Annotated in this window: 17 protein-coding genes; 10 read left to right on the plus strand and 7 right to left on the minus strand. The window is 60.5% G+C overall.

All coding sequences use genetic code 11. The annotated features are described in order from the left end of the window. The first annotated feature begins 146 nt into the window (after positions 1 to 146). Positions 147 to 1,289 (plus strand): MFS transporter, encoded by a 1,143-nt coding sequence (locus AC1DVH_RS01025; RefSeq protein WP_477752269.1) that lies wholly within the window; start codon positions 147 to 149, stop codon positions 1,287 to 1,289. Positions 1,290 to 1,311: 22 nt separating this feature from the next. Here AC1DVH_RS01025 and AC1DVH_RS01030 read toward each other — a convergent pair whose 3' ends face one another. Continuing rightward, entirely contained in the window at positions 1,312 to 2,886 is a 1,575-nt protein-coding gene (locus AC1DVH_RS01030; protein ID WP_477752270.1) for a phospholipase D-like domain-containing protein, read from the minus strand. Positions 2,887 to 2,946: 60 nt separating this feature from the next. Continuing rightward, complete coding sequence (locus AC1DVH_RS01035) at positions 2,947 to 4,380, minus strand: aminotransferase-like domain-containing protein (protein WP_477752271.1); 1,434 nt, start codon at positions 4,378 to 4,380, stop codon at positions 2,947 to 2,949. A gap of 179 nt (positions 4,381 to 4,559) precedes the next feature. On the opposite strand from AC1DVH_RS01035, the gene AC1DVH_RS01040 reads away from it, so the two are divergent. Then, entirely contained in the window at positions 4,560 to 4,805 is a 246-nt protein-coding gene (locus AC1DVH_RS01040; protein WP_477752272.1) for a DUF1127 domain-containing protein, read from the plus strand. 143 nt (positions 4,806 to 4,948) lie between these two features. Here the strand turns inward: AC1DVH_RS01040 and AC1DVH_RS01045 are convergent, their stop codons facing one another. Further along, positions 4,949 to 6,256, minus strand: a complete 1,308-nt coding sequence (locus tag AC1DVH_RS01045; protein ID WP_477752273.1) for an NAD(P)/FAD-dependent oxidoreductase — start codon at positions 6,254 to 6,256, stop codon at positions 4,949 to 4,951. A gap of 147 nt (positions 6,257 to 6,403) precedes the next feature. On the opposite strand from AC1DVH_RS01045, the gene AC1DVH_RS01050 reads away from it, so the two are divergent. Further along, the gene (locus AC1DVH_RS01050) at positions 6,404 to 6,757 is read left to right on the plus strand and encodes a YkgJ family cysteine cluster protein (RefSeq protein ID WP_477752274.1); all 354 of its coding nucleotides are present in this window, start codon (positions 6,404 to 6,406) and stop codon (positions 6,755 to 6,757) included. A gap of 80 nt (positions 6,758 to 6,837) precedes the next feature. Here AC1DVH_RS01050 and AC1DVH_RS01055 read toward each other — a convergent pair whose 3' ends face one another. Beyond that, on the minus strand, positions 6,838 to 7,326 hold the full coding sequence (locus AC1DVH_RS01055) for an Lrp/AsnC ligand binding domain-containing protein (RefSeq protein ID WP_007975155.1): 489 nt from the start codon (positions 7,324 to 7,326) through the stop codon (positions 6,838 to 6,840). A 157-nt stretch (positions 7,327 to 7,483) separates the two neighbouring features. On the opposite strand from AC1DVH_RS01055, the gene dadA reads away from it, so the two are divergent. From dadA to AC1DVH_RS01085, 6 genes are all read left to right on the plus strand, one after another. Then, positions 7,484 to 8,788 carry a D-amino acid dehydrogenase gene (dadA, locus tag AC1DVH_RS01060; RefSeq protein ID WP_477752275.1) on the plus strand — a complete coding sequence of 435 codons (1,305 nt, stop codon included), beginning with the start codon at positions 7,484 to 7,486 and terminating at the stop codon, positions 8,786 to 8,788. After that, complete coding sequence (locus tag AC1DVH_RS01065; RefSeq protein WP_477752276.1) at positions 8,760 to 9,113, plus strand: RidA family protein; 354 nt, start codon at positions 8,760 to 8,762, stop codon at positions 9,111 to 9,113. The genes dadA and AC1DVH_RS01065 overlap by 29 nt, the downstream gene beginning before the upstream one ends. Positions 9,114 to 9,210: 97 nt before the next feature. After that, positions 9,211 to 10,284 carry an alanine racemase gene (alr, locus tag AC1DVH_RS01070; protein WP_477752277.1) on the plus strand — a complete coding sequence of 358 codons (1,074 nt, stop codon included), beginning with the start codon at positions 9,211 to 9,213 and terminating at the stop codon, positions 10,282 to 10,284. A gap of 128 nt (positions 10,285 to 10,412) precedes the next feature. Then, positions 10,413 to 10,961, plus strand: a complete 549-nt coding sequence (locus tag AC1DVH_RS01075; protein ID WP_008023455.1) for a cupin domain-containing protein — start codon at positions 10,413 to 10,415, stop codon at positions 10,959 to 10,961. A gap of 182 nt (positions 10,962 to 11,143) precedes the next feature. Next, on the plus strand, positions 11,144 to 11,566 hold the full coding sequence (locus AC1DVH_RS01080) for a c-type cytochrome (protein WP_477752300.1): 423 nt from the start codon (positions 11,144 to 11,146) through the stop codon (positions 11,564 to 11,566). Positions 11,567 to 11,843: 277 nt separating this feature from the next. Then, positions 11,844 to 13,766 carry an acetyl-CoA hydrolase/transferase C-terminal domain-containing protein gene (locus AC1DVH_RS01085; protein ID WP_477752278.1) on the plus strand — a complete coding sequence of 641 codons (1,923 nt, stop codon included), beginning with the start codon at positions 11,844 to 11,846 and terminating at the stop codon, positions 13,764 to 13,766. A 129-nt stretch (positions 13,767 to 13,895) separates the two neighbouring features. On the opposite strand, the gene AC1DVH_RS01090 is transcribed toward AC1DVH_RS01085, so the two are convergent. Together AC1DVH_RS01090 and rep are read right to left on the minus strand one after the other, a co-directional pair. Then, positions 13,896 to 14,468 carry a xanthine phosphoribosyltransferase gene (locus AC1DVH_RS01090; protein ID WP_046038985.1) on the minus strand — a complete coding sequence of 191 codons (573 nt, stop codon included), beginning with the start codon at positions 14,466 to 14,468 and terminating at the stop codon, positions 13,896 to 13,898. A gap of 55 nt (positions 14,469 to 14,523) precedes the next feature. Beyond that, positions 14,524 to 16,533, minus strand: coding sequence for a DNA helicase Rep (gene rep, locus AC1DVH_RS01095; protein WP_108217218.1), 2,010 nt, complete (start codon positions 16,531 to 16,533; stop codon positions 14,524 to 14,526). 264 nt (positions 16,534 to 16,797) lie between these two features. Between rep and AC1DVH_RS01100 the strand changes: the two genes are divergently transcribed. Then, positions 16,798 to 18,471 carry a putative bifunctional diguanylate cyclase/phosphodiesterase gene (locus tag AC1DVH_RS01100; RefSeq protein ID WP_477752279.1) on the plus strand — a complete coding sequence of 558 codons (1,674 nt, stop codon included), beginning with the start codon at positions 16,798 to 16,800 and terminating at the stop codon, positions 18,469 to 18,471. Between the two features lie 113 nt (positions 18,472 to 18,584). Here the strand turns inward: AC1DVH_RS01100 and AC1DVH_RS01105 are convergent, their stop codons facing one another. After that, positions 18,585 to 19,982, minus strand: a complete 1,398-nt coding sequence (locus AC1DVH_RS01105) for a NorM family multidrug efflux MATE transporter (RefSeq protein WP_477752280.1) — start codon at positions 19,980 to 19,982, stop codon at positions 18,585 to 18,587. Positions 19,983 to 20,108 lie beyond the last annotated feature (126 nt).

Here is a 20,108-nt window from a genome sequence, read left to right on the forward strand (position 1 = left end):
GACGCAGATCCCCTGTGGGAGCGAGCTTGCTCGCGATAGCGGTGTAACAGTCGACTTCAATGTTGAATGTTGTACCGCTATCGCGAGCAAGCTCGCTCCCACAGTGTTTTGTGTTGTACATAAAAATATCCACAGGAGCGTGGAACATGCGTTGGGCGACGTATTTCGCCGTTTTGGCATCTGTCCTGAGTGTCGGCCTGGCCCTGGGGGTCAGCATGCCGCTGGTGTCGTTTCGCCTGGAAAGCTGGGGCTACGGCTCGTTTGCCATTGGTGTGATGGCGGCGATGCCGGCCATCGGTGTCCTGTTGGGGGCGAAAATCTCCAGCCATCTGGCGGCGCGTTTCGGCACGGCCAATCTGATGCGCCTGTGCCTGTGGGCCGGGGCGGTTTCGATCGGTTTGCTGGCGCTGTTGCCGAGCTATCCGATCTGGTTGGTGTTGCGCCTGATGATCGGGGTGATCCTGACCCTCGTATTCATCATCGGTGAAAGCTGGATCAACCAACTGGTGGTCGAGCAATGGCGCGGGCGGTTGGTGGCGCTGTATGGCAGCAGCTACGCACTGAGTCAGCTGGCCGGGCCGGTGTTGTTGGGCTTCCTTGGCACCGAGCACAATTATGGTTTTTGGGTCGGCGTCGGTTTGCTGATGGCGGCTCCATTTCTGTTGCTGGGGCGCAGTGGTGCGCCGAGCAGCGAGGCCAGCAGCGTGACCTTGCGTGATTTGCTTGAGTTCTGCCGTGGCCTGCCGGCGATTGCCTGGGCGGTGTCGCTGTTCGCCGCGTTCGAGGCGATGATTCTGACGCTGTTGCCGGTCTATTGCCTGCGCCAGGGCTTCACCACGGAGATCGCCCTGGCGATGGTCAGTACGGTGGTGGTCGGCGATGCAGTGCTGCAATTGCCGATTGGTGCGTTGGCCGATCGCTTGTCACGCCGTGCATTGTTTACCGGCTGCGCAGTCGTCTTGCTGCTGTCGAGTCTGGCGATTCCGATGCTGATCGACACGCTGCTGATCTGGCCACTGTGGGTGTTGTTCGGCGCCAGCGCTGGCGGGTTATTCACCTTGTCGTTGATCCTGATCGGCGAACGTTATCGCGACGATGCACTGGTGCGGGCTAACGCCCATATCGCCCAGCTGTGGGGGATTGGTTGTCTGATCGGGCCGCTGCTGGCGGGCGCCGGCAGCCAGTGGATCAGCGGTCATGCGTTGCCGTTGCTGATGGCGGTGGGGGCCTTGGGCGTATTGATCGTGGTGTCGCGGCAAGGGGCGTTTGGTACCGCGCAACCGGCATAGCTCAAAAGATCTTTTGAGGGTTCTACAACATCTTCTCCAGCCCAACCGTATTGCTCAGCCACGCATTGAATCGCCGCCACCAACTCCCTGGCTCCTTGGTCAGGGTGTGCATTTTTCCGTCGTCTTCGGTGGTCCAGACGATCTGACCGTTTTCCAGCTCCACCTGATAACTCAGGGCCGGCGCCATACCCTGCAGTGCCAGTTCGTGGACCCGTGCGGCCAACTCCGGACTGTCCACCAGCACGCCGACTTCGGTGTTCCACAGTACCGAGCGCGGATCGAAATTGAACGAGCCGATAAAGGACTTCTGCTGGTCGAAGATCATCGCCTTGCTGTGCAGGCTGGATTCAGAGCCGTGATAGGCGTTGCTGGAAAAAAGATACCGCCCGCTACCGCTGTCGCCTCCCTCGCCGGGTTGGCGACGCAATTCGTACAGCTTCACGCCGTGCTCCAGCAGTGCCCTGCGATAGGGCGCGTAACCACCGTGTACAGCGGGAACGTCCGTGGCTTCCAGTGAATTGGTCAGCAAGCTCACGGAAACGCCGGCATCGGCGCGCCCGGTCAGGTACACCAGTCCCGGCTGGCCGGGCACAAAGTAGGCCGAGATCATGATCAGCTCTTTGCTGACGTTATTGAGTTCAGGTGCGAGTTGCGTGGTCAGCAGCAACTGCGGATCGGGTTCGCCCTTGGCCAGTACCTTGCTCGGCGCATCCCACAATGCCTGGTTCCAGGCCCAGATCAGTTCGCGGCGCCAGATGTCCAGGCGTGGGTGGGTGGTGAAGGTCATCAGGTGTTTGTAGAGCGTGTGATTCTGTTTGCGCGTTTCCGCCAGGGACTCTTCCAGTCGGGCGCGAGTGTTTTCCAGGTCATGGGGTGTGGGTTTGCTCGACAGGAATTCGTCGATCGGTTTACTCAGGGCGCTGTTCCAGTACTGGTCGAAACTGTGCCCGAGTTGCTCGGCGACGGGGCCGACACCGAGCATGTCGATGTCAGTGAAATTCATGTTGGGCTTGGCATCGTAATACTCATCCCCCAGATTGCGTCCGCCGACGATGGCCATGCTGTTGTCCGCCAGCAACAGCTTGTTGTGCATGCGTCGATGTTGTTGCGACAGATTGAACAGCCGGCCCACGGTACGGGTCACGCCGGTGCTGCGGCCAAGATTCAGCGGATTGAACACGCGGATCTGGATTTTCGGATGCGCGGCGAGGGTGGCGATGACGCGGTCCAGGCCGTCGCTGGCGGTGTCGTCGAGCAGTACCCGCACCCGCACGCCCCGGTCGGCGGCCTTGAGCAACTCCTCGATCAACATGCGCGTGCTGATGCCGTCATGCACGATGTAGTACTGCAAGTCGAGGCTGCTTTGGGCGTTACGGATCAGTTCGGCGCGGGCGGTGAAGGCCTCGGTGCTGTCTGACAGCAGGCGAAAGCCCGATTGCCCCTTGTAAGGTGCAGCCTGTGCCTGGACCGAGCGACCGAATGCGGAGTCTGAAGCCGGCAACGCCTGGCTCGGCACACGCTGAGCGTCGAAGCTGGAGCAACCGCCCAGGAACGTGGCGAGCAGCAAAAGAGCAAGCAGGGGTTGTCTGGCTCTCACGTAGGATCGTTCCGTTTGGCGGCGCACATAGGCATATGGACGCTGATTCCCGAAGAAAAGTCAGTCACTGAGCTGATCGGTTTCCGCCAGCAGTTTGATCGCTGTCGCACCGACCTTGCGCACCGCGTCTTCGATCTGCGGTGTTGGTTTGGCAGCGTAGTTCATGCGCAGGCAATTGCGGTACTTGCCCGAGGCGGAAAAGATGCTGCCCACGGCAATCTGTACGCCCTGGTCGTGCAATGCACGATTCAGTTTCAGGGTGTCGAAGCTGTCCGGTAGCTCCACCCACAGCATGAAGCTGCCTTGCGGACGACTGGCACGGGTGCCGGCCGGGAAGTAGCGGCTTACCCAATCGATCATCAGGTCGCGATTGCGATGGTATTGCGTGCGCATCCGCCGCAAATGCGGTTCGAAATGGCCATCTTTAAGGAATTCGGCGATGGCGATCTGCGGTTGTGGGGCAGTGGAACCGGTGCTGATGTATTTCATGTGCAGCACCCGTTCCAGATAGCGGCCGGGCGCGACCCAACCGATGCGCAGGCCCGGGGCCAGGGTCTTGGAAAACGAACTGCACAACAGGACCCGACCGTCCTCGTCGAAGGACTTGATCGTGCGTGGACGCGGGTAGGTGTAGGCCAGTTCGCCATACACATCGTCCTCGATGATCGCCACGTCATAGCGCTGGGCAAGCGTCAGTAACGCGCGTTTACGCGACTCCGGCATGATGTAGCCCAACGGGTTGTTGCAGTTGGGGGTCAACTGTATGACCTTGATCGGCCACTGCTCCAGGGCCAGTTCCAGCGCTTCGAGACTGATGCCGGTCAGCGGATCGGTGGGGATTTCCAGGGCTTTCATGCCCAGGCCCTTGAGGGTCTGCATCGCGCCGTGAAAGCTCGGCGAGTCCACCGCGACAATGTCGCCGGGTTCGCAGATCGCCCGAATGCTGGTGGACAGCGCTTCGTGGCAACCCGTGGTGACCACCAGATCACTGGCGCTCAACTGGCAGCCGGAATCGAGCATCAGGCGAGCGATCTGTTCGCGCAGTTCGAGGTTGCCGTGGATGTTGTCGTAATACAGGCCAGGCATGTCCTGCCGCCGGCTGATTCGCGCCAGGTCGCGCAGCAGCGGTTTCATGGTCGGAGTGGTGATGTCCGGCATGCCGCGGCCCAGTTGCACCACGTCTTTGCGCGGCACGGCGCGGATCAATTCCAGCACCTGATCCCATTGAGAGATGTCCACCGGGCGCTGGGCCGGGCGACCGACCGCTGGCAAATCCGGCAATTCGCGACTGGCAGGAACGAAGTACCCGGACTTGGGCCGTGGCATGGCCAGCCCGCTGTCTTCCAGCACCCGGTAGGCCTGCTGCACCGTGCTCAGGCTGACGCCGTGCTCGACGCTCAGCGCCCGTACCGAGGGCAGCCGGTCACCGGGGCGATAGAAGCCCTGTTCGATACGTGTGCCGAGCAACTCGGCGAGGTTGACGTAAAGGGTCATGGTGCAGCCTCGATAGGGGTGATTTGGTTAACCAGCACAGATCGAGCGAAAAATCGGGATTCAGTGGTGGAATCGGCAAAACTGTATGGAGTTAATACAGCTGTTTTGAATCTGTAATGCTTTTGCGCGCCCACGCATCATGGAGCCTCTGGCTACCCAAGTAAACAGGAGCATCCAAGATGAACGGTTTGAGCGATGTGCGGCTGACGTTACACAGTCAGGAACTGGTGACCGGGCAGAACAACGGCACGCGGGAGGCGGGCATGCACAATGTGTTGTCCGACCAGAGTCGTTGGGATCAGTTCTGGCGTCGGCTGCACACGCGCAAGGCGTTGCTGGCCCTGACGGCTGACCAGCTCAAGGATATCGGGCTGACGCGGGAGCAGGCGCGGGAGGAGGGGCTGAAGCCTTTCTGGAGGATCTGAGTTTTGCAGTGTTCTTCAGGGCCTCATCGCGAGCAAGCTCGCTCCCACAAGGAGCGGTGTTGAACACAAATCTTGTGAACACCGCCAAACACTGTGGGAGCGAGCTTGCTCGCGATGGCGCCGGTACAGGCCCAGCAAAACCTTCAGACCAACTCTTTAAGCCGATGCCACAACATCCCCAGCGCTAACAACGGCGAACGCAAATGCTTGCCGCCGGGGAAGGTGATGTGTGGCACCTTGGCAAACAGATCGAAGCCGCCGCTGTGCTGGCCGCTGATAGCTTCGGCCAGCAGCTTGCCGGCCAGGTGCGTGGCATTCACGCCATGACCGGAATAGGCCTGGGCGTAGTACACGTTCGGCTGGTCCTTGAGTCGTCCGATCTGCGGCAGGCGATTGGCACCGATGCCGATCATGCCGCCCCATTGGTAATCGATCTTCACTGCGCTCAGTTGCGCAAAGACCTCCAGCATTTTCGGGCGCATATACGCGGCGATGTCTTTCGGGTCGCGGCCCGAGTAATGGCAGGCGCCGCCAAACAGCAGGCGCCGGTCCGCCGAGAGCCGGTAATAATCCAGCGCCACTCGCTGGTCACAGACCGCCATGTTCTGCGGCAGCAGGGCGTGGGCCAGTTCTTCGCTCAATGGTTCGGTGGCGATGATGTAACTGCCGGCGGGCAGGACTTTTCCGCTGAGTTCCGGATTGAGGTTGTTGAGGTAGGCGTTGCAGCCCAGCACCAGGGTTTTGGCGCGCACCGAGCCCTCGGCGGTATGGACCTTGACCTCGGGGCCATAGTCGATGCGGGTCACGGCCGAGTGCTCGAACAACTGGACCCCCAGATGTTGTGCCGCGGCTGCTTCGCCCAAGGCCAGGTTCAGTGGATGCAGGTGCCCCGAGCCCATGTCGATCAGGCCGCCGACGTAACGCGTGGAGCCGACCACGGTGTGCATCTCATTGGCTTGCAGCAATCGGGTCTCGTAGCGATAACCGAGGCTGCGCAATTCTTCGGCATCCTCGGCGAATCCTTCAAGGTCACGGGGCTTGTTGGCGAGGTCGCAGTAACCCCAGGTCAGGTCGCAGGGGATCTGGAAGCGCTCGACCCGTTGCCGGACGATTTCCACGGCTTCCAGGCCCATGAGTTTCATCTGCCGTACGCCTTCGACGCCGATGATGTTAGCGAATTGATCGAGGCCGTGGCCGACGCCGCGAATCAGCTGCCCGCCGTTGCGTCCACTGGCGCCCCAACCAATTTTATGGGCTTCAAGCAACACCACGCTGAGGCCACGCTCGGCCAGCTCAAGCGCCGTGTTCAACCCCGAAAACCCGCCGCCCACCACACAGACATCGGCCAGCACTTCGCCTTTGAGCGCCGCAAGTTCGGGCTGCGGCAGGCTGCTGGCGGCGTAGTAGGAAGCGGTGTGGTTCAGAGCAGGCTGTTGAGCACGGGCATTCATGTGCGTGATCCTGGTTCTTGCTTTTAGAAAACTTGACGGAGCATAAGCCGGACCTTTCCGGGCGGGCAACATTGGTCGGCTGGTACTGTCTGGATCGGAGCTTTTGCGTCAGAATCCCGCTCTATTCCGCTATTGGTCACCGCTGCAATGAGCTGCAACAGCCAGACAATCCGCACATTGCGACAACAGATTCCCTCGTTCGAGTGCGTTCCCGGCTGCCATGACTGCTGCGGGCCGGTGACCACCTCGCCGGAAGAAATGTCGCGCCTGCCGCGCAAGACCCGCGCCGAGCAGGATGCCGCCATGGAAGAACTCAACTGCGTGCATCTGGGGCCGAATGGTTGCACGGTGTATGACGAGCGGCCGCTGATCTGCCGGTTGTTCGGCACCACCAAGACCTTGCCGTGCCCGAATGGGCGCGGGCCGGTGGAGCTGATTCATCCGCGGGTGGAGACGCAGGTGTTTGAGTACATGGCCAACACTCGGCAGGTGTTGGTTTAAAAGATCGCAGCCTGCGGCAGCTCCTACAAAAAGCGTGTGTACACACGTAGGAGCTGCCGCAGGCTGCGATCTTTTGATCTTCAATCCGGAATCGGCAAGGTCAGGCTCTCCTTCACCTCTTCCATCACGATATAGCTCTTGGACTCGCGCACATGGGGCAACTTGAGCAGGATGTCGCCCAGCAACTTGCGGTACGACGCCATCTCGGAAATCCGCGCCTTCACCAGGTAGTCGAAATCCCCTGACACCAGATGACACTCCAGCACGTGGGGCAATTTCAGCACCGCACGTCGGAACTCTTCGAAAGTATCGCCGGATTTGTAGTCCAGGCTGATCTCGACGAACACCAGCAGACTACCCTTCAGGTGCTGCGGATTGAGCCTGGCGTTGTAGCCCATGATGATCCCTTCGCGCTCCAGACGCCGGACCCGCTCAGTACAGGGCGTGGTCGAGAGCCCGACCTTTTCTCCAAGCTCCGTAAAGGAAATCCGCCCGTCCGCTTGCAGGATCCGCAGGATGTTGCGGTCGATCTTGTCCAGCTCACGTTTGGTCTGAGTGTTGGTACGCATAGGGGATGCGCCTCCGTGAAAAGGGTTTTTGCCGAGAATTGTCGCCAAATATAGGCGCTTATATAGTGAAAAGCACTGGTAAATCTTTTTTACACTGCGCGCATCTGAAGCTCTGAATAACAAACGTCAGCGGTTATCCGCGATGAGGGATATGAAAATGCGCGTCATGGTCTTGGGTAGCGGCGTCATCGGTACCACCAGTGCTTATTATCTGGCCCGTGCCGGGTTCGAAGTGGTGGTGGTCGACCGGCAGCCGGCTGCTGCCATGGAGACCAGTTTCGCCAACGCCGGGCAGGTCTCGCCGGGTTATGCCTCGCCGTGGGCCGCGCCGGGCGTGCCGCTCAAGGCCATCAAGTGGCTGTTGCAGCGCCACGCGCCGCTGGCGATCAAGGCCACTGCCGACATCGACCAGTACCTGTGGATGGCACAGATGCTGCGCAACTGCACCGCCAGCCGTTACGCGGTGAACAAGGAGCGCATGGTCCGCCTGTCCGAGTACAGCCGTGACTGCCTCGACGAACTGCGTGCCGAAACCGGCATCGCCTACGAAGGCCGCAGCCTCGGTACTACCCAGTTGTTCCGCACCCAGGCCCAGCTCGACGGCGCGGCGAAAGACATCGCCGTGCTGAAAGAGTCCGGCGTGCCGTTCGAACTGCTCGACCGCGAAGGCATTGCCCGCGTTGAGCCGGCGCTGGCCAGCGTCACGGACATCCTCGCCGGTGCCCTGCGCCTGCCGAACGACCAGACTGGCGACTGCCAGATGTTCACCACCAAGCTTGCAGAAATGGCCGCAAACCTCGGTGTGCAATTCCGTTTCGGCCAGGACATTCAGCGCCTCGACTTCGCCGGTGACCGCATCAACGGTGTGTGGATTGACGGCAAGCTGGAAACCGCCGACCGCTACGTGCTGGCCCTCGGCAGCTATTCGCCGCAGCTGCTCAAGCCGCTGGGGATCAAGGCACCGGTGTATCCGCTCAAGGGCTACTCCCTGACCGTGCCGATCACCAACCCGGCGATGGCCCCGACTTCGACCATTCTCGATGAGACCTATAAGGTCGCGATCACCCGTTTCGACAACCGCATCCGCGTCGGCGGCATGGCTGAAATTGCCGGTTTTGACTTGTCGCTGAACCCGCGCCGGCGCGAAACCCTGGAGATGATCGTCAACGACCTTTATCCTCAGGGCGGCAATCTGGCCGAGGCCAGCTTCTGGACGGGCCTGCGTCCGACCACTCCGGACGGCACCCCGATTGTCGGCGGAACAAAGTTCAAGAACCTGTTCCTGAACACCGGTCACGGCACGCTCGGCTGGACCATGGCCTGTGGCTCCGGTCGCTTGCTGGCTGACCTGATGGCGAAGAAAAAGCCACAGATCAGCGCCGAAGGCCTCGATATTTCCCGTTATGACAACAAAACCCAGGAGCCTGCAAAGCATGTCAGTCCAGCGCCAGCTCACCAATGAGCGCATGAGTCAGATCGTCACCCATAACGGCACGGTTTACCTGGCCGGACAGGTCGGCGATGACATGAACGCCGGGATTGAGCAGCAGACCCGTGAAACCCTCACCAACATCGAGCGGTTGCTCGATCTGGCGGGCACCGACAAGCACAATCTGTTGTCGGTGACGATTTACCTGAAAGACATCGACGCGCATTTCGAAGGCATGAACGCGGTGTGGGACAAGTGGCTGCCAAAAGGCGTCGCCCCGGCCCGCGCCACGGTTGAATCGAAATTGTGCGAACCGCAAATCCTGGTCGAGCTGTCGGTTGTCGCCGCTCTGCCATAAGCTTTCAGACAGATCCCTCTCCCGGTGCTGCTGGCGGTTCACGCCGTCAGCCAGCGCCGGTTTTTCTTCCCGATAACCCGACCAGAAGTCTGCCGCCATGCGTCCTGCCCGTGCCCTGATCGACCTTCAAGCCCTGCGCAATAACTACCAAATCGCCCGTGAGCTCACGGGGGCCAAAGCCCTCGCGGTGATCAAGGCCGATGCCTATGGCCATGGCGCTGTGYGATGCGCACAAGCGCTGGAAGCCGAGGCGGACGGGTTTGCCGTGGCCTGCATCGAAGAGGCGTTGGAGCTGCGGGCGGCGGGTATTCGTGCGCCGATCCTGCTGCTGGAAGGTTTTTTCGAAGCCGACGAGCTGGCACTGATCGTCGAGCATGATTTCTGGTGCGTGGTGCATTCGCTGTGGCAACTCGAAGCCATCGAGAAAGCGGCGTTGAGCAAGCCGATCACGGTGTGGCTCAAGCTCGACTCGGGCATGCACCGGGTTGGCCTGCATCCGGCGGATTATCAGGCGGCCTACCAACGACTGCTGGCCAGCGGCAAGGCCGCGAAAGTGGTGCTGATGAGCCACTTTGCGCGCGCCGATGAGTTGCACGAACAGGCCAGCGCCGACCAGGTGGCGGTGTTTGAAGCGGCGCGTAAGGGTTTGTCCGCCGAAGTGAGTTTGCGTAACTCGCCGGCAGTGCTCGGTTGGCCACAGATTCCGAGCGATTGGGTGCGTCCGGGCATCATGCTCTATGGCGCCACGCCGTTCGAAGAAGCCAATGAAGTGGCTGCGCGCCTGCAACCGGTGATGACGCTGGAATCGAAAGTGATCAGTGTGCGTGAACTGCCGGCCGGCGAGCCTGTCGGTTACGGCGCCAGATTCATCACCTCCAAACCGATGCGCATTGGCGTCGTGGCCATGGGGTACGCCGATGGCTACCCGCGTTCGGCACCGACCGGCACGCCGGTGTTGGTGGCTGGTCAGCGTAGTCAGCTGATTGGCCGGGTATCGATGGACATGCTCTGCATCGACCTGACCGATGTGCCGCAGGCCGGCCTCGGTTCGACCGTCGAATTGTGGGGCAAAAACATCCTCGCCAGCGATGTCGCCATGGCTGCCGGCACGATTCCATACCAGATATTCTGCAACCTGCGCCGAGTGCCACTGCTCTATTCCGGGGCTTAGTGCCCGAAGCTCCAGACCGGAAGTCGCCTCGCTGAACAGGATTCAGGTCAAAGTGTTGTAAATACTGAACGCTGTCGCCATGATAACGCTCACTATTCCAACAATTTTGAATCCTGGAGGCGCAAGCTTTGGACGTCGGTGAACGACTGCAATCCATCCGTAGGCTCAAAGGCCTTTCCCAGCGTGAGCTCGCCAAACGGGCGGGGGTCACCAACAGCACGATTTCGATGATCGAAAAGAACAGCGTGAGCCCTTCGATCAGTTCGCTGCGCAAGGTGTTGGGCGGGATTCCCATGTCCATGGTCGAGTTCTTTTCCGAAGAAATCCTGCAGGAAAAACCGACTCAGATCGTCTACAAGGCCAACGAGCTGATCGATATTTCCGATGGCGCGGTGACCATGAAACTGGTCGGGCGTGCCCATCCGAGCCGGGCGATCGCATTCCTCAATGAAATCTATCCGCCAGGCGCCGACACCGGTGACGAGATGCTCACCCATGAGGGTGAGGAAACCGGCATCCTGGTCGAAGGAAAACTGGAACTGGTGGTCGGTCTCGAAACTTTTGTCCTCGAAGCCGGCGATAGCTACTACTTTGAAAGTACCAAGCCACACCGTTTCCGTAATCCGTTCGATGTACCGGCGCGACTAATCAGCGCAGCCACGCCGGCGAACTTCTAAGAAAAGAGGCGTCCTGCCAGCATCGCAGAGGCGCCCGGGCTGTGTTTCCGCCGCAGCCTATGACCCCTCCGACTTTGGGGTTGTTTCAGTGCGACGGGCTTACCGCTATACTTGCGCCCGCCTGCGAACCGTGGCCGTAGGCGTGACTAGCCACCATTGAGGGTGAACGCGTGAACCTAATTATGAAAATGCTGGCTGCACCAGCAACCGTATTGGCCCTATGGGCTGTCAGTGTCAGCGCTCAAGCTGTAACCAACGACGAAATCGCCAAACGCCTTGAGCCAGTCGGCCAGGTTTGTGTTCAGGGTAAAGAGTGCAAGGGCATGGAAGTGGCCGCTTCCGCTGGCGGCGGTGGCGGTGCAAAAACCCCGGATGAAGTGATTGCAAAACATTGCAACGCTTGCCACGGTTCAGGCCTGTTGGGCGCGCCGAAAATCGGTGATGCCGCCGCTTGGGGCGAGCGTGCCAAGAAAGAAGGTGGTGTTGACGGCCTGCTCGCCAAGGCGATCTCCGGCCTCAACTCGATGCCGCCAAAAGGCACCTGCGCCGATTGTGCAGACGCCGAGCTCAAAGGCGCCATCCAGAAGATGTCCGGCCTGAAATAAGCCTGAGTCTTGCTGCTGAAAAGCCGCTTTCGAGCGGCTTTTTTGTGCCTGTGATTTCGAAAAACGCCGCTGATCTCTGTAGGAGCGAGCTTGCTCGCGAAGCGTTCGAAGGCGCCGCAGGGTGTCAGGCTCGCCGCGTTATCGTTGACGACCATCGCGAGCGAGCTCGCTCCTACAAGGTTTTTGTGCTCGCGATTAGACCCTTAGCCTGTTCATTGCGGCAAAGACCCGGCAAGCTCGGAGCAACCCCAATCCATGGAACGTGAGGGAGGATCCGATGGTTCAGCTGTGCTCTATCGAACAGGCGGTCGATGACGTACTGGCGCGGTTGCCGGTCCACATTCACATGGGCCTGCCCCTGGGCCTGGGCAAACCCAACCATTTCGTCAACGCGTTGTATCGACGTATCGCGCAGTCTCCCGAGCGGCGGCTGACGATCTACACCGCGTTGTGTCTGGGGCGCCCGCCCTTGGGCGATGGTTTGCAAAAGCGTTTTCTCGAACCCTTTGTCGAAAGGGTCTTCGGCGATTATCCGGAGCTGGAATTTCTCGCCGACCTGCGTCGCGACCAACTGCCGGGCAACATCCACATCCAGCAATTCTTCATGCAGCCCGGCAGCCTGCTCAACAGTGCCACGGCGCAACAGGATTACGTCAGCAGCAACTACAGCCATGCGGCGCGGGACATCAACGCCGCCGGGTTGAACCTGGTGGCGCAATTGGTGGCCAGCGATGCCGAACATCCCGACCGCTTGAGCCTGAGCTGCAACCCGGACATCACCCTCGACCTGCTGCCGATGATTGCCAAGCGCCGCGCCGCCGGAGAAACCATCCTGATGGTCGGCCAGGTGCACAACGATCTGCCTTACATGCCTGGCGATGCGGAGCTCGGCATCGACACCTTCGACTTGCTGATCGACCAGAAGGACAACACCACGCTGTTCTCCACGCCGAACATGCCGGTGGGGTGTCAGGACCATTTCATCGGCCTGCACGCCAGCACCCTGGTGCGTGACGGCGGCACCTTGCAGATCGGCATCGGTTCCATGGGCGATGCGCTGACGGCGGCGCTGCTGGCGCGGCAAGCCGACAACGACGGATACAGCGCTTTGCTGGCAGACGTAAACCTCAGCCACTGGGCGCAACTGGTCGAGCGCGAGGGCGGTATCGAACCCTTCGCCAAAGGCCTGTATGGCTGCAGCGAAATGTTCGTCAACGGCTTGCTGGTGCTGGCCGATGCCGGGATCGTGCGGCGCAAGGTTTATCCCGATGTGGCGACCCAGCAGCAGGCGAATGCCGGCACCCTCGACGAGACTGCTCAAACCGATGGCATCTCGGTGCACGGCGGATTTTTCCTCGGTCCGCGCAGCTACTACGAGCGCTTACGCGAGTTGCCGCAAAGCAAGCGGCTTGCATTCAATATGACCCGCATCAGCTACATCAACGAGCTCTACGGCCAGGAAGAACTCAAGCGCTTGCAACGCCTGGATGCGCGGTTCATCAACACCGCGTTCACCGTGACCTTGCTCGGTGCGGCGGTGGCGGATCAGCTCGAAGACGGACGTGTGCTCAGCGGCGTAGGCGGGCAATACAACTTCGTGGTTCAGGGCCATGCGCTGGCAGGCGCGCGCTCGGTGTTGCTGCTGCGCAGCTGGCGCGAGTCCGGCGGCGACGTCAGCTCGAACATCGTCTGGGAGTATGGTCACTGCACGATTCCGCGGCATCTGCGGGACATCGTGGTCACCGAGTACGGCATCGCCGATCTTCGCGGCAAAACCGATGCGGCAGTGATTGAGGCCTTGCTCAATATCAGCGACTCGCGTTTTCAATCGGGATTGATCGAGCAGGCGCAGAAAGTCGGCAAACTGCCCAAGGACTTCCGTCTAGATCCGCGCTTTACCGATAACAGTCCGCAGCGTTTGCAGGCGATTCAGGCGCGGCATCCGCAGCTGTTTCCAGAGTATCCGCTGGGCTGTGATTTCACCGAGGTGGAGCAGGATCTATTGCGGGCGCTGAATTGGCTCAAGAGCAAGTTCAAGCTGAGCGAGGTGCTGGAGTTGGGCAAGGCAGCGCTGGATGCGCCGGAGGCGGCAGCATTTCCGGAACATCTGGAACGCATGCAACTGGCTAACCCGGAGGGGATGAAGGAGGATTTGTATCAGCGGTTGCTGCTCACAGGCCTCAAGGCCACCGCGCAGTAACCGACCACCGAAAACAACTGTGGGAGCGAGCTTGCTCGCGATAGCGGTGTATCAGTCAACGAAGATGTCGACTGACACTATGCAATCGCGAGCAAGCTCGCTCCCACAGGGTATTGCAGTGTTCGGGCGTTATTCGATGAAGGTCACAACACCATCGGCCAGCGACTTCACGCGGGCCAGCGACTCTACGCGATAACCCTGGGAGTCCAGTTCCGCACGGCCGCCTTGGAACGACTTCTCGATCACGATGCCCAGGCCCGCCACGGTGGCGCCGGCCTGTTTGATGATCGAAATCAGCGCCTGGGACGCCTTACCGTTGGCCAGGAAGTCATCGATGATCAGCACACGGTCGCTGCTGGTCAGGTGGCGCGGGGAGATCGCGACGGTGCTTTCGGTCTGCTTGGTGAACGAGTACACGGTCGCCGACAGCAGGTTTTCGGTCAGGGTCAGGGACTGGTGCTTGCGGGCGAAAATCACCGGCACGCCGAGGTTCAGGCCGGTCATGATCGCCGGGGCGATGCCCGAGGCTTCGATGGTGACGATCTTGGTGATGCCCGAATCCTTGAACAGCGTGGCGAATTCGTCGCCGATCAGCTTCATCAGGGCCGGGTCGATCTGGTGGTTCAGAAAGGCGTCGACTTTCAGGACCTGGTCGGAAAGCACGATGCCTTCTTCGCGAATTTTCTTGTGCAGGGCTTCCATGAAGCTGTCCTCTTTTGGCGCCTGTGCGCCGAAGGTCATGTAAAAGTGGTCAATTCTAGCGCTTTAACATCGCGCGTATATCCGCCAATGCGTTGTTGCCTCGCACGGCTTTGACTTCGGTCGGTGTGTCGTCGTTACCTTCCCAGGCCAGATCGTCCGGCGGCAGCTCATCGAGGAAACGGCTCGGCGCGCAATCGATGATCTCGCCGTACTGCTTGCGCTTGGCGGCGAAGGTGAAGGCCAGGGTCTGGCGCGCGCGGGTAATGCCCACGTAGGCCAGGCGACGTTCTTCTTCGATGGTGTCGGCTTCGATGCTGGAGCGGTGCGGGAGGATTTCCTCTTCCATGCCCATGATGAACACGTAGGGGAATTCCAGGCCCTTGGAGGCATGCAAGGTCATCATCTGCACGCCTTCGGCGCCGTCTTCCTCTTCCTGCTGACGCTCCAGCATGTCGCGCAGCACGAGTTTGCCGATGGCGTCCTCGACGGTCATCTCGCCTTCTTCGTCTTTCTCCAGGGTGTTCTTCAGCGCCTCGATCAGGAACCAGACGTTACCCATGCGGTAGTCGGCGGCCTTGTCGCTGGAGCTGTTGGTGCGCAGCCAGTTCTCATAGTCGATGTCCATGACCATGCTGCGCAGGGCCGAGATCGGGTCTTCGCCGGCGCACTGCTCGCGCACCCTGTCCATGAAGCGCTTGAAGCGCGACAGGCGATCGGTGAAGCGGCTGTCCAGATGCTCGCCCAAACCCATCTCGTCGGTGGCGGCGTACATCGAGATCTTGCGCTCGGTCGCATAGTTGCCCAGCTTCTCCAGCGTGGTCGAGCCGATCTCGCGGCGCGGCACGTTGATCACCCGCAGGAAGGCGTTATCGTCATCCGGGTTCACGATCAGGCGGAAGTAGGCCATCAGGTCCTTCACTTCCTGACGTCCGAAAAAGCTGTTGCCGCCAGACAGGCGATACGGCACCTGGTGATGCTGCAACTTCAGCTCGATCAGCTTGGCCTGGTAGTTGCCGCGATAGAGGATCGCGAAATCACTGTATGGGCGGTCGGTGCGCAAGTGCAGGCTGAGGATTTCCATGGCCACGCGCTCGGCCTCGGCGTCCTCGTTGCGGCAGCGGATCACGCGGATCTCGTCGCCGTGGCCCATTTCACTCCACAGCTGCTTTTCGAATTCGTGGGGGTTGTTCGAGATCAGCACGTTGGCGCAACGCAGGATGCGGCTGGTGGAGCGGTAATTCTGCTCCAGCATCACCACTTTCAAGGACGGGTAGTCTTCCTTGAGCAGCATCAGGTTTTCCGGGCGGGCACCACGCCAGGCATAGATCGACTGGTCGTCGTCACCTACCACGGTGAACTGGTTGCGTTTGCCGATGAGCATTTTTACCAGCAGGTACTGGCTGGCGTTGGTGTCCTGGTATTCATCGACCAGCAGGTAGCGCACCTTGTTCTGCCACTTTTCCAGGATGTCGGCGTGCTCTTCGAACAGCTTCACCGGCAGCAGGATCAGGTCGTCGAAGTCCACCGCGTTGAACGCCTTGAGCGTGCGCTGATAGTGGGTGTAGACGATGGCGGCAGTCTGTTCCTTGGGGTTGCGCGCGTTTTCCAGGGCCTGGGCCGGCAGGATCAGGTCGTTTTTCCAGGCGCCAATCATGTTCTTGATCTCGTCGACGCCGTCGTCGCCCGAGTATTCCTTCTGCATGATGTCGGTCATCAGGGCTTTGACGTCAGTCTCGTCGAAGATCGAGAAGCCCGGTTTGTAGCCCAGCCGCACGTGTTCCTTGCGGATGATGTTCAGGCCCAGGTTGTGGAACGTGCAGACCGTCAGCCCACGACCTTCACCGGCACGCAGCAGAGTGCCAACCCGTTCCTTCATCTCGCGGGCGGCCTTGTTGGTAAAGGTCATGGCGACGATGTACTGGGCGCGAATGCCGCAGTTCTGGATCAGGTGCGCGATTTTGCGCGTGATCACGCTGGTCTTGCCGGAGCCGGCGCCGGCGAGCACCAAAAGAGGGCCGCCGACGTAGCTCACGGCTTCTTGCTGCCGGGGATTGAGTCGGGACATAGGTAAATTCAGGAGTCAGTCACAAAATGGGCCGGCATTTTAACAGGCTCAGCGAATTGTGCTGCTCTGTCCGACTTGTGACGTACCACGCTATCTGTAATTGCCGGTTTTGTTACTTTCACGCAGGATGCGCAATGAATTTGCGGCTAATGTTCGTAATTCCAGATGCAAAGGGCTCGATTTGATAACTGATGTCATTGTCATTAGTTATCGGAACGGCATAATGCCCGTCGCCTACATCTTTGCAGAGTCTAGGGAGCTAGCTTGTCTACGCCTGTCGAACCCTTGCGTTTGCTGCTACTGGCCGAAGAGCCAGCGTGGGCAGCGTTGTTGCGCGAGTGTCTGGTTCCTATGGGGAGCTCGGCCGTTCTCATCAGCGCGCCGAGTTGGGAGTCGGTCAGCAGCCTGTTCGATGACAACCGCAGCGCGGTGTTATTGACCATCCCGCAACTTCAACCGGCGCCGGGCCGTTGCGGCCTGCCGACGGTGTTGCTGCTCGACCATGAGCCGCTGACCCCGCCCGACGGTGTGAGTGACTGGCTGGTGCGCGATCTGCTCGATACCGGCATGTTGCGCCGCTGCCTGCGTCATGTGCGCGAGCGTGGCGTCCTGGAAAACACTCTGCAACGCCTGGCCGAGCAAGATCCGCTCACTGGCATCGCCAATCGCCAGGGCTTCCAGACCCTGCTGACCGCGCGGCTGGCGGAAAACGACGGGCGCGGCCTGGCCCTCGGTCATCTCGACCTCGACAACTTTCGTTATGCCAACGATGCCCTTGGCCATCAGGCCGGTGACCRTTTGATCCTGCAAGTGGTGGCGCGGCTCAAGAGCCAGCTCGAGACCGGCGATCAACTGGCACGCCTGGGCAGCGATGAATTCGCTTTGCTGATCGACACCCGTCGCGCTCCCCAGCGTGCCGAGTGGATGGCCGAACGCATCAGCGAAGCATTGGCCGAGCCTTATTGGGTCGACGGCGAAAGCCTGCTGATCGGTTCCAGCCTGGGCATCGCCTACGCCCGGGCCCAGACCGATGCGGATCCGCTGATGTGGCATGCACATATCGCCATGCAGCAGGCCAAAAGCACCCAGGGCTGCACCTTTCACATTTTCAACGAACGCATCAACCGCAATGCCCGCAGCATCGCCGACCTCGAAACCGAGCTGCGCCGGGCGCTGCGCCGCGATGAGCTGGAGCTGCACTACCAGCCACGGCTGAACCTCGCAGACGGGCAAATCGTCGGCCTCGAAGCCCTGGTGCGCTGGCGCCATGCCGAGCGCGGCTTGTTGCCGCCGAGTGAGTTCGTGCCGCTGGCTGAGCAAAGCGGTCTGATCGTGCCGCTGGGCTACTGGGTGATTTCCCGGGCCTTGCGCGACATGCAGGCGCTGCTTGAGCTGGGTTTGCCACCGTTGCACATGGCAATCAACCTGTCGTTCCGGCAATTCCAGGACAGTCAGTTGCTTTCGACCTTGAGTCGCCTGATTGCCGAGCGTGGCGTCGAGGCGCAGTGGCTGGAATTCGAGCTGACCGAAACCGCCGTGATGCGCCGCAGCGATCTGGTCAAGCAGACCATGGACGCTCTCGGGCGTCTCGGTGTGCGCTTCTCCCTCGACGACTTCGGCACCGGTTTCTCGTCCTTCGTGCACCTCAACAGTCTGCCGATCACCTTGCTGAAGATCGACAAGAGCTTTGTCGGCGGCATGGAACAGCGTGAGGAAAACCGCAAGCTGGTCCACGCGATGATCAACCTGGCGCACAACCTCAACCTTGAGGTGGTCGCAGAAGGTGTGGAAACGCCGGAGCAACTGGATCTGCTGCGCGGATTTGAATGCGATCAGGTGCAGGGATATTTGATCAGCAAGCCTTTGCCGTTGGCTGAGCTGGTGGAGTATCTGATGTTTGGCAGCAATCAGCAGTCGATGCTGGAAATCGTGAATTAAAAACCCCACGACCCCCTGTAGGAGTGAGCCTGCTCGCGATGAGGCCAGGTCAGTCAACATTCATGTCGGCTGATAGTTCGCTATCGCGAGCAGGCTCACTCCTACAAGGGATATCAGTCTGTCTGAGCGACCTCGAAGCGCTGCTCTGACGTCGTGTCCCGCTTGATCATCCGTTTCATCTTCCATTCAAATCCCAGCGTCAGGCTCACCGCCGCGCACGCCAGCCCCAGCGCCAGGCCCCACCAGACACCCGTTGGCCCCCACTGCAAATGGAACGCCATCCACCACGCCGCCGGTGCGCCGATCAGCCAATAGCAACCCAGGCCGACGAGGAAAGTGGTCTTGGCATCCTTGAGTCCGCGAATGCAGCCCATGGCAATGGTTTGCACGCCGTCGAACAGCTCGAACCAGGCCGCCACCGCCAACAGGCTCACGGCAAGGTTGATGACATCGCGAAACGCCGGGTCATTGTGGTCGAGAAACAAACCGACCAACTGGTTTGGCAGCAACCAGAAGACCATGGCGAAACACAGCATCGCCGCCGCCCCGAATGCAATACCGACCCGCCCGGCCAGCCGTGCATCCAACAGTTGCCCGGCACCGTAGTGCTGACCGATACGCATGGTGATCGCGTAGGAAATACCCGCCGGGACCATGAATGCCACCGAGACGATTTGCAGGGCGATCTGGTGCGCGCCCAGTTGTGTGCTGCCCATGGTGCCCATGCACAGCGCAGCGAAGGCAAACAGCCCGACCTCCACGGCATAGGTACCGCCAATCGGCAGGCCCAGACGCCACAGCTCCTTCAGGTACTGGCGGTTCAGCCGAGACAGGCCCTGACGCAGCGGATAGGCCTCATAAGCCGGATGCCGCCGAATGTGCCACGCCAGTGCGAGTGCCATCAGGTTGGCGACAATCGCCGTGACCAGCCCGATGCCCATCAATCCCGGTTTCGGCAGGCCGAACATCCCGGTAATCAGCGCATAGTTGAGCAGGAAATTGGCCACGGTTCCGCCCAGGCTGATGACCATCACCGGTGTCGCACGGCCAATGGCACTGGTGAACCCGCGCAGGGCCATGAAGCTCAGGTAGCCGGGCAGGGCGAACGGCAGGAAGATCAAAAACTGCCCGGCCATCTGGACGTTGCTTTCGGTCTGGCCGAATAACAACAGTACCGGTTTGAGGTTCCAAAGCAGCAAACCGGCGGCCAGCGCCATCAGCCATGCCAGCCACAACCCGGCCTGGGTCAGCCGGGTAGCCCCGACAATATCGCCGGCACCCTGACGGATCGCCACCAGTGTGCCGACCGCCGCGATCACGCCGATGCAGAAAATCGACACGAACGAATAGGTCGCTGCACCGAGCCCGCCACCGGCCAGTGCTTCGGGACTCAGGCGCGCCATCATCAGGGTGTCGGTGAGGACCATCAGCATGTGCGCCAACTGCGAGGCAATCAGCGGCCCCGCCAGCCGCAGGATGGCCCGGAGTTCAGTACGTGCTGGATGCTGCATGATCATCACGCTCGATTGTCAGAGAAAACAGGAAGCGTCGATTCTCGGCGCTCTGCGGGGTTTGCACAAAGGGATAAAAAGGATGGGTGGCATGATTAAAACTCATGTGAGAGAGTTTCCGATAAG

Source organism: Pseudomonas sp. P4_C3 (assembly GCF_056402075.1).

Bases quoted from the DNA above. Each gene is read 5' to 3' on its own strand.
- AC1DVH_RS01025 (WP_477752269.1), top strand. From the start codon at position 147: ATGCGTTGGGCGACGTATTTCGCCGTTTTGGCATCTGTCCTGAGTGTC.
- AC1DVH_RS01035 (WP_477752271.1), bottom strand. From the start codon at position 4,380: ATGACCCTTTACGTCAACCTCGCCGAGTTGCTCGGCACACGTATCGAA.
- AC1DVH_RS01040 (WP_477752272.1), top strand. From the start codon at position 4,560: ATGAACGGTTTGAGCGATGTGCGGCTGACGTTACACAGTCAGGAACTG.
- AC1DVH_RS01045 (WP_477752273.1), bottom strand. From the start codon at position 6,256: ATGAATGCCCGTGCTCAACAGCCTGCTCTGAACCACACCGCTTCCTAC.
- AC1DVH_RS01050 (WP_477752274.1), top strand. From the start codon at position 6,404: ATGAGCTGCAACAGCCAGACAATCCGCACATTGCGACAACAGATTCCC.
- AC1DVH_RS01055 (WP_007975155.1), bottom strand. From the start codon at position 7,326: ATGCGTACCAACACTCAGACCAAACGTGAGCTGGACAAGATCGACCGC.
- dadA (WP_477752275.1), top strand. From the start codon at position 7,484: ATGCGCGTCATGGTCTTGGGTAGCGGCGTCATCGGTACCACCAGTGCT.
- AC1DVH_RS01065 (WP_477752276.1), top strand. From the start codon at position 8,760: ATGTCAGTCCAGCGCCAGCTCACCAATGAGCGCATGAGTCAGATCGTC.
- AC1DVH_RS01080 (WP_477752300.1), top strand. From the start codon at position 11,144: ATGAAAATGCTGGCTGCACCAGCAACCGTATTGGCCCTATGGGCTGTC.
- AC1DVH_RS01085 (WP_477752278.1), top strand. From the start codon at position 11,844: ATGGTTCAGCTGTGCTCTATCGAACAGGCGGTCGATGACGTACTGGCG.
- AC1DVH_RS01090 (WP_046038985.1), bottom strand. From the start codon at position 14,468: ATGGAAGCCCTGCACAAGAAAATTCGCGAAGAAGGCATCGTGCTTTCC.
- rep (WP_108217218.1), bottom strand. From the start codon at position 16,533: ATGTCCCGACTCAATCCCCGGCAGCAAGAAGCCGTGAGCTACGTCGGC.
- AC1DVH_RS01105 (WP_477752280.1), bottom strand. From the start codon at position 19,982: ATGCAGCATCCAGCACGTACTGAACTCCGGGCCATCCTGCGGCTGGCG.